We start from the raw sequence: 8,829 nt of genomic DNA on the forward strand, positions 1-8,829 counted from the left end.
ACGACAAAACCGCAGACAGTTTCCTCGGCTTCATCGACATCGCCTGCATCAGGCTCTGGCTTCGCCATTTGTCAACATGACCTAGCACGGGTTCCGGCCTTGCAGAAGCGGGCGCGTGTCCGCCGGCAGATCGGCGCCTTTGTCATGGATCATGCCGCCTTTCGCGATTAGATGGCGACAGCAAGGCCCGAGGCGAGGAAAGGCAAGCGATGAAAAACGTGATCTTCGACCTGGGCGGGGTGCTGATCGACTGGGATCCGGCCCTGGCCTTTGCCGATGTCTTCACCGACCGGGCGGCGGCCGAAGCCTGGATGGCCCGCATCGACTTCCCGGCCTGGAACCGGCTGCAGGACGGCGGCCGCAGCTTTGCCGAGGGGCTGGCCGCCGCCCGCGCCGAACATGGCGACGAGGCGCGGCACCTGGCGGGCTACCTGGCGGGTTTTCCCCTGACCATCGAAAAGACCGTCCCCGGCAGCTGGGAGGTCGCCGAGGCGCTGCTGGCGCGCAACCTGCCCCTTTACGCTATCACCAACTGGGCGGCCGAGACCTGGCCCCATGCGCTGGAGCTGCATCCGCGGCTGGGCGATCTGTTCCGCGACATCCTTGTTTCGGGGCAGGTCGGTGCCCTGAAGCCGGCGCCGGCGATCTTCCGGCTGCTGATGGACCGCAACGGGCTGGCCGCCCGGGACTGCATCTTCATCGACGACAGCCCGGCCAATGTCGAGGGCGCCCGGGTGCTGGGCATGGACGGCATCCTGTTCACCGGCGCCGAGGCGCTGGGCGTGGAACTGGCGCGGCGCGGGCTGTTCTAGCCGCCGCGGCCGCTGTCAGCGAATTGTAAGCCAGGGCCATGTAAGCCGCCGGGACCGCCCCTGTCCCGGCAGCCGCGGCCTGTCCGCGGGCGGGCGTGCGAGGTCGGGGCGCGCGGGTGGAAAGCATGACCAATTAAGGGAACCCCGCGTGACTCTTGTCGTGACCCTGTCCTCGATCCCCTCCCGCTTCGCCGCGCTGGGGCCCACCCTGCGCTCGGTGCTGGACCAGCAGGCGCCGCCCGACCAGGTGCGGCTTTACATTCCCCGGCACTATCGTCGCTTCCCGGATTGGGACGGCACCCTGCCCGAGGTGCCGCAGGGCGTGAGCATCCATCGCACCGACGAGGATTTCGGCCCGGCGACCAAGATCCTGCCCGCGGTGCGCGATTTCGCCGGACAGGATTGCGAGCTGCTGCTTTGCGACGACGACCGCATCTATGACCGCGGCTGGACGGCGCGCTTCCTGGCCGCTCGGCGCGCGCATCCCGATTGCGTCATCGCCGAGGCGGGCGGCTTCGTTCCCGGCCATGAAGGCACGGCCCAGCCCCGCGCCCTGCCGCGCCGCAAGGACTGGCAATACCGGCTGCTGCGGCTGGGCACGCTGGGCCTGGTCAAGCCCTCGGCCTGGGTGGGCTCGGGCCATGTGGACATCTTCAAGGGCTATGGCGGCGCCATGTTGCGCCCGGAATTCATGCCCGACAGCGCCTTCGACATTCCCGAGCTGCTGTGGACCGTGGACGATCCCTGGCTGTCGGGCAACCTGGCGCTGAACGGGGTCCGGATCTGGCTGAACGCCGAGGGCATCACCCCGGGCGAGCGGCGGGTGGCCCGCTGCGACGCGCTGCTGCATTTCTCCTGGCAGGGCAAGGGCCGGGGGCCGGCCAATGGCGCCTGCTACGACTGGTTCCGCCGGAATCGCGGCATCTGGGGGCCGGCGGACGCGGCCTCCTAGCCGACCAGCTTTGCCACGTGGCGCAGCGCCAGCAGGTAGCCGTGGATGCCGAAGCCGGCGATCACCCCCTCGGCGCGCAGGCTGACATAGGAATGGTGCCGGAAGCTTTCGCGCTTGTGGACGTTCGAGATATGCACCTCGATCACCGGCCCGTCGAAGGTGTTCAGCGCATCCAGGATCGCCACCGAGGTATGGGTGAAGGCGGCCGGGTTGATGACGATGGCTTGGGCCTTCAGCCGCGCCTCGTGGATCAGGTCGATGATCGCGCCCTCGTGGTTCGACTGGTGGAAGGCGATGTCCAGCCCCAGCTCGGCCCCCAGCGCCTTGCAGTCGCGCTCCACGTCGGCCAGCGTGGTGCTGCCATAGATCTCGGGCTGGCGCTGGCCCAGCAGGTTCAGGTTCGGGCCGTTCAGGACATAGATGGTGGGCATGGCAATCTCCGCTGCTTTCGGGTGGATCCTAGCCCAGTTCGGCCAGGAAGATATAGCCCGCGCCGTAGATCGTCTTGATCAGCCGCGGGTTCTTCGGATCCTCGCCCAGCTTGGTGCGCAGGCGCGAGATGCGCACGTCCATCGCCCGGTCGAAGCTTTCCCCCGCCGTGCCGCCCAGCGTCTCCAGCATCTGCGCGCGCGAGATCAGACGGCGCGGGTTGTCGAGGAACAGGCGCAGGACCTCGGCCTCGGCATGGCTGATCGGGGTCTCGGCCCCTTCGGGAGAGGTCAGGGTGTAGCGGTCGAAATCGGCCGACCAGCCGGCAAAGCGGACCTGCTGGCGGCCGGGGCCGGCGTCGCGCTGGGGCCTGCGCAGCCGGGCGCGGATGCGGGCCACGACCTCGGCCGGCTCGAAGGGCTTGATGATGTAGTCGTCGGCGCCAAGCTCGAGGCCCGTCACCCGGTCCTGCACCTGCGCCCGGCCCGAGATGATGATGATCGCCGCGCCGGATTCGCTGGCCAGCCGGTGCACCAGCGCCAGCCCGTCGCGGTCGGGCAGGCCCAGGTCGATCAGGCAGGCATCGGGCTGGATGCGGCGCAGCGCCGCCTCGAATTCGGTGGCGCGGGCGAAGCCGACGGTGCGGAAGCCCGCCTCCTCCAGCGCCGCGGACAGCAGGCGGCGGATTTCGGGCTCGTCGTCGAGAATGGCGATCAGGGGGGCGTCAGTCATCGGTCTCTGCCATGGCCACGGCCAGTTCGGTGTCGCCAAAGGGCTTGGTCAGGACCGGCCCGTCAAGCCCCGATCTGCGCGGATCGCCCGGCGGCAGCGCCGTCATCAGCACCAGGGGCAGGCCTCGGCCGCGCAGATCGGCGCCCGAACCGTCGCCCAGCTGCAGGTCCGACAGGATCAGCGTCAGGCCGGGAAGGTCGGTCAACCCCCGCGCCTCGGCCAGCGATCCGGCCTCGATCACCGAATGGCCCTGGGCGGTCAGCATCTCGCGGATATGGGCGCGGATGGCGTCGTCATCCTCGACCAGCAGCACCAGATGCGGGCGGGCGGCGCGCAGCGGCAGGCGGATGGTGACCCGCGCGCCGCCGGCTTCGGCATTCGACAGCCGCAGCGTGCCGCCCGACAGCTTGATCTGGTCATAGACCATCGACAGGCCCAGGCCGGTGCCCTGGCTGCCCTTGGTGGTGAAGAAGGGCTCGGTCGCCCGCGCCAATGCTTCGGCCGAGAAGCCGGGGCCGGTATCGGTGACGGCGATTTCCAGCCAGCGCCCGGCGGGGCGGGCCTCGACGGTGATCCGGCCCCGGCCCTGCATGGCGTCGCGGGCGTTCAGGATCAGGTTCAGCAGTGCGTCCTGCAGCGCGCCGGGGTCCAGCATCACCCGCGCCGGCAGCTCGCCGATGCGGGTGTCGAGCGCGACCTCCGCCCCCAGCGTCGGCCGGGTCATCGCCGCCAGATCGTCCAGCATGGCGCGCAGATCGACCGGCTGCGGCTGGTGCTCGCGCCGTCCGGTCAGCGCCGAGATGCCGTCGAGCAGCCGCACCCCGCGCCGGGCGGCCGCCAGCGTCGCCTGCACGTCCTCGGCCTGTTCCGGCGGCAGGCCGGCGCGCGCCAGCCGGCCCTGCAGCCCCAGGATGATGGTCAGCAGGTTGCCGAAATCATGCGCCAGCCCGGATGTCATCTGCGCCGCCACCGCGCGCTTCGCCGCATGGGTCAGCGCCTCGCGCGCCTGCACCTCGGCGGTGACGTCGGTGGACAGGATATAGACGCCGCGCCCGTTCTGGTCCGGGGTCAGCGCGATGCGGATGCGCCGCCCCGAGGGCGGGTGGGTGATCTCGAACACCTGAGGCTGGCCGGCGATGGCGCGGTCCAGATGCGGGCGGATGCGGGCGAAGGTCTCGGCCCCCAGAACCGTTTCGCATTGCCGGCCGATGATCGAGGCGTCCGAGCCGGGGAACACCATCGAGATCTGGTTGTTCGAGAAGGTATAGCGATAGTCGCGGTCCATATGGGCGATATGGGCCGGGACCATGGCGGTGACGTGGCGGGTGCGCGCCTCGGATTCGGTCAGGATGCGCTTGGCCTCCTCCAGCGCGGCATTGGTGGCCGCCAGCGCCCGGTTCGCGGCCGACAGTTGCTCGGCATTCTCCAACACCCGCTCGGACAGCTCCTCGGAGCGGGCGCGCAGCAGCTCCTCCTGCCGCTTGATATGGGTGATGTCGGTATAGACGGCGATCCAGCCGCCCTGCGACAGCGGCGCCCCCTCGACCGAGATCCAGCGGCCGTCGGCGCGCTTACGCTCCATGTAATGCGGCTGGAAGGTGCGGGCCTGGTCGACGCGCTCGCGGATCGCGGTCTCGGGGTCGTCCTGGGGACCGTATTCGCCGCGATGCACCAGGTAGCGGATGGTGTCCTGGAAGGTGGCGCCGGGCCGGGTCAGCGCGTCCGGCAGGCCGAACATCGCCTGATAGGGGCGGTTGCAGACCGCCAGCCGCAGGTCGGCGTCGAAGATCGAGATCGCCTGCTGGATCAGGTTCAGCCCCGAGCGGGTCAGCTCGGCATGCCGGTCGTTCGAGGGCATCTCCATTCCTGGCATTGCGCGACCCCTGTAACAATTCGTAGGATTCGGGAAAAACTGACGCAAGAATTGCCGCAGTAAGCTGCGATTGCCAGAGGGAAGAGGAGCCCTGACGGCAAGGGGAGGAACCATGCAGAACGCTGAGGCGGCCCAGGCCGGTTTGCAGTCGATTCCAGCGTTGCTGGCGCGCAATGCCGAACGCTTCGGCAACCGGCCCGCCTATCGGGAAAAGGAATTCGGGATCTGGCAAAGCTGGACCTGGGCCGAGGCGGCGGAGGAGATCCGCGCCCTGGCGCTGGGCTTCCTGGTGCTGGGGCTGAACCAGGGCGATCACGTCGCCATCATCGGCCGCAACCGCCCGGCGCATTACTGGGCCATGGTGGCGGCGCAGATGTGCGGCGCGGTGCCGGTGCCGCTGTATCAGGACGCGGTGGCCGACGAGATGGCCTATGTGCTGGACCATTGCGGCGCCCGTTTCGTGGTCTGCGGCGACCAGGAACAGGTTGACAAGGTGCTGGAGGTGGGCGAGCGCGCGCCCTCGGTCGAGCATATCGTCTATACCGACAAGCGCGGCATGCGGAAATACGACCATTCCCACATGAACGCGCTGGCCGATGTGCAGGCCGAGGGCCGCGCCGCCGCGCAGCGGCTGGGCCACGAGCTTGAGGCGCGCATCGCCGCGCTGGGTTACGACGACACCTGCGTGATGCTGTATACCTCGGGCACCACCGGCAAGCCCAAGGGCGTGGTGCTGTCGAACCGCAACATCATCGAGACCGGCCGGAACACCGCCGCCTTCGACCACCTGACCGAGGCCGAGGAGGTGCTGGCCTATCTGCCGATGGCCTGGGTCGGCGACTTCATCTTCTCGGTTGGGCAGGCCTATTGGGCCGGCTTCACCGTGAACTGCCCCGAGGGCGCGCATACCATGATGACCGACCTGCGCGAGATCGGCCCGACCTATTTCTTCGCCCCGCCGCGGGTCTTCGAGGGGCAGCTGACCAGCGTGATGATCCGCATGGAGGATGCCAGCCGCTTCAAGCGCCGGATGTTCCGGCATTTCATGGAGGTCGCGCGCCGCGTCGGCCCGGCGCTCCTGGACGGCAAGCCGGTCGGCGGGCTGGACCGGCTGCGCTATGCCCTGGGCACCCTGCTGGTCTATGGTCCGCTGAAGAACACGCTGGGCTATTCCCGCATCCGCGTCGGCTATACGGCGGGCGAGGCGATCGGGCCCGAGATCTTCGATTTCTACCGCAGCCTCGGCATCAACCTGAAGCAGCTCTACGGCCAGACCGAGGCCTCGGTCTTCATCACCCAGCAGCCGGACGGGCAGGTGCGTTCGGACACGGTCGGCGTGCCCTCGCCCGGCGTCGAGCTGAAGATCGCCGAGAATGGCGAGGTCTTCTACCGCTCGCCCGGCACCTTCGTGGAATATTACAACAACCCGGACAGCACCGCCTCGACCAAGGATGCCGAGGGCTGGGTGGCGACGGGCGATGCCGGCTTCTTCGAGGAGGCGACCGGCCACCTGCGCATCATCGACCGCGCCAAGGACGTGGGCCGCATGGCCGACGGCCGGATGTTCGCGCCGAAATATGTCGAGAACAAGCTGAAGTTCTATCCCAACATCCTGGAGGCGGTGGTCTTCGGCGCCGGCCGCGACATGTGCACGGCCTTCATCAACATCGACCTGACCGCGGTCGGCAACTGGGCCGAGCGCAACAACATCGCCTATGCCAGCTATCAGGAACTGGCCGGCCATCCGCAGGTCTATGCGACGATCAAGGAGCATGTCGAGGCGGTGAACGAATCCGTCGCCCAGGATCCGATGCTGTCGGGCTGCCAGATCAGGCGCTTCCTGGTGCTGCACAAGGAACTGGACCCCGACGACGGCGAGATGACCCGCACCCGCAAGGTGCGCCGCAACATCATCGCCGAGAAATATGCCGACCTGATCGCGGCGCTCTATGACGGGCGCGACACGGTCAGCACCCGCACCGAAGTGACCTACGAGGACGGCCGCAAGGGCGAGATCCGCGCGACGCTGAAGATCGAGGACGCCCGGACCTTCCCGACCCGGACCATGCAGAAGGTGGCCGCGGAATGACCCAGACGACGACCACTCCCGACGGCCGCCAGATCGGCGGCGTGCTGATGAACCTCAGGAACATCACCCTGCGCTTCGGCGGCGTGACGGCGATCAAGGACATCAGCTTCGACATCCGCGAGGGCGAGATCCGCGCCATCATCGGCCCGAATGGCGCCGGCAAGTCCTCGATGCTGAACGTGATCTCGGGCTTCTATGTCCCGCAAGAGGGCGAGATCTGGTTCAAGGGCCATCGCCGCGGCCCGATGAAACCCTATGAGGTGGCACGGCTGGGCATCGCCCGCACCTTCCAGAACATCGCGCTGTTCGACGGCATGTCGGTGCTGGACAACATCATGACCGGCCGGCTGAACATGATGAAGGCGCCGATCTGGAGCCAGGCGCTGTGGTGGGGCCGGGCCGAGCGCGAGGAGGTCGAGAACCGCGAACAGGTCGAGAAGATCATCGACTTCCTGGAGATCCAGAACATCCGCAAGACGCCTGTGGGCCGGCTGCCTTACGGGTTGAAGAAGCGCGTCGAACTGGCGCGGGCGCTGGCGGCCGAGCCGCAGATCCTGCTTCTGGACGAGCCGATGGCCGGCATGAACGTCGAGGAGAAGGAGGACATGTGCCGCTTCATCCTGGACGTGAACGACGAGTTCGGCACCACCATCGCGCTGATCGAGCACGACATGGGCGTGGTCATGGACCTCAGCGACCGGGTGGTGGTGATGGATTACGGCCGCAAGATCGGCGACGGCACCCCCGACGAGGTGCGCAGCAATCCCGAAGTCATCAGCGCCTATCTGGGCGTGGAACACGCATAGGGGGCAGGAATGGAGTTTCTTTACGCAAGCGAGATCCTGCTGAACGGCCTGATGGCCGGGGTGATGTATTCGCTGGTCGCCCTGGGCTTCGTGCTGATCTACAAGGCCTCGGGGGTGTTCAACTACGCCCAGGGGGTGATGGCGCTGTTCGCCGCCATGACGCTGGTCGGCATCATGGAGGGCCGGGTGCCCTTCGCGCATCTCATCAACGCGGCCTTCGGAACGCATGTCTCCAGCTTCGGCTGGACCGTGCCGGGGCTGCTGGGCATCGCGCTGACGGCGCTGGTGATGGTCGGCCTTGCCATCGCCATCGAGAAGCTGGTGCTGAAGCATCTGGTCGGGCAGGAGCCGATCATCCTGTTCATGGCCACCATCGGCCTGGCCTGGTTCCTGGAAGGGCTGGGCGACGTGATGTGGGGCGCCGACGTGAAATCGCTGGACGTGGGCCTGCCGCAGGGCATTTCCGAAACCGTCGAGACGGCGACGAACAACTGGCTGGGCTACGGCTTCTTCATCGACCGGCTGGACATCTGGGCGACCCTGATCGCTGCGGTGCTGGTGGCGGCGCTGGTCGGCTTCTCGCAATATACCAAGCAGGGCCGGGCGATGCGCGCCGTGGCCGATGACCACCAGGCGGCGCTGTCGGTGGGCATCAGCCTGCAGTTCATCTGGATCATGGTCTGGTCGATCGCCGGCTTCGTGGCGCTGGTCGCGGGCATCATGTGGGGCACGAAATCGGGGGTGCAGTTCTCGCTCTCGCTGATCGCGCTGAAGGCGCTGCCGGTGCTGATGCTGGGCGGCTTCACCTCGATCCCCGGCGCCATCGTCGGCGGGCTGATCATCGGAATGGGTGAGAAGCTGTTCGAGTATTTCGTCGGCCCGATGGTCGGCGGCGCGACCGAGAACTGGTTCGCCTATGTGCTGGCGCTGATCTTCCTCGTCTTCCGGCCGCAGGGCCTGTTCGGCGAGCGCATCATCGAAAGGGTCTGACCATGTCGCGGGTTGAGAGCTTACTGTTGGGTATTTGCAGAACGAAGAAACCTTCTTTGCCCCACATTCTCCAAGTAAGTCGCTGATTTCGCTGTCGTAATCGTGATATTTCGCATATAAATCATGGCGTTGACGGCTGCGAGGGG

General features: G+C 67.5%; 8 protein-coding genes. 5 read left to right on the forward strand and 3 right to left on the reverse strand.

Annotation, left to right across the window (positions count from 1 at the left end):
- Positions 1-209: 209 nt before the first annotated feature.
- Together I9P22_RS21900 and I9P22_RS21905 are read left to right on the forward strand one after the other, a co-directional pair.
- Complete coding sequence (locus I9P22_RS21900) at positions 210-812, forward strand: HAD family hydrolase (protein ID WP_199262104.1); 603 nt, start codon at positions 210-212, stop codon at positions 810-812.
- 148 nt (positions 813-960) lie between these two features.
- The gene (locus I9P22_RS21905) at positions 961-1,764 is read left to right on the forward strand and encodes a glycosyltransferase family 2 protein (RefSeq protein WP_199262106.1); all 804 of its coding nucleotides are present in this window, start codon (positions 961-963) and stop codon (positions 1,762-1,764) included.
- Here I9P22_RS21905 and aroQ read toward each other — a convergent pair.
- The 3 genes from aroQ to I9P22_RS21920 are packed head-to-tail and all read right to left on the reverse strand — an operon-like array spanning position 1,761 to position 4,798.
- Entirely contained in the window at positions 1,761-2,195 is a 435-nt protein-coding gene (gene aroQ, locus I9P22_RS21910) for a type II 3-dehydroquinate dehydratase (RefSeq protein ID WP_199262108.1), read from the reverse strand. The genes I9P22_RS21905 and aroQ overlap by 4 nt on opposite strands.
- A gap of 28 nt (positions 2,196-2,223) precedes the next feature.
- Complete coding sequence (locus I9P22_RS21915) at positions 2,224-2,925, reverse strand: response regulator transcription factor (protein WP_199262110.1); 702 nt, start codon at positions 2,923-2,925, stop codon at positions 2,224-2,226.
- On the reverse strand, positions 2,918-4,798 hold the full coding sequence (locus tag I9P22_RS21920; RefSeq protein ID WP_199262113.1) for a PAS-domain containing protein: 1,881 nt from the start codon (positions 4,796-4,798) through the stop codon (positions 2,918-2,920). The genes I9P22_RS21915 and I9P22_RS21920 overlap by 8 nt, the downstream gene beginning before the upstream one ends.
- A 112-nt stretch (positions 4,799-4,910) precedes the next feature.
- Here I9P22_RS21920 and I9P22_RS21925 point away from each other — a divergent pair, with 112 nt between their 5' ends.
- From I9P22_RS21925 to I9P22_RS21935, 3 genes are read left to right on the forward strand one after another with little or no spacing between them, the layout of a single operon-like run.
- A complete protein-coding gene (locus I9P22_RS21925) occupies positions 4,911-6,887 on the forward strand; it encodes a long-chain fatty acid--CoA ligase (protein WP_199262115.1) in 1,977 nt (658 codons plus the stop codon).
- Entirely contained in the window at positions 6,884-7,693 is an 810-nt protein-coding gene (locus I9P22_RS21930) for an ABC transporter ATP-binding protein (RefSeq protein ID WP_199262117.1), read from the forward strand. The genes I9P22_RS21925 and I9P22_RS21930 overlap by 4 nt, the downstream gene beginning before the upstream one ends.
- Before the next feature lie 9 nt (positions 7,694-7,702).
- On the forward strand, positions 7,703-8,683 hold the full coding sequence (locus I9P22_RS21935; RefSeq protein ID WP_199262119.1) for a branched-chain amino acid ABC transporter permease: 981 nt from the start codon (positions 7,703-7,705) through the stop codon (positions 8,681-8,683).
- Positions 8,684-8,829 lie beyond the last annotated feature (146 nt).

The organism is Paracoccus binzhouensis, assembly GCF_016446475.1.
Classification (GTDB): Bacteria; Pseudomonadota; Alphaproteobacteria; order Rhodobacterales; family Rhodobacteraceae; genus Paracoccus; species Paracoccus binzhouensis.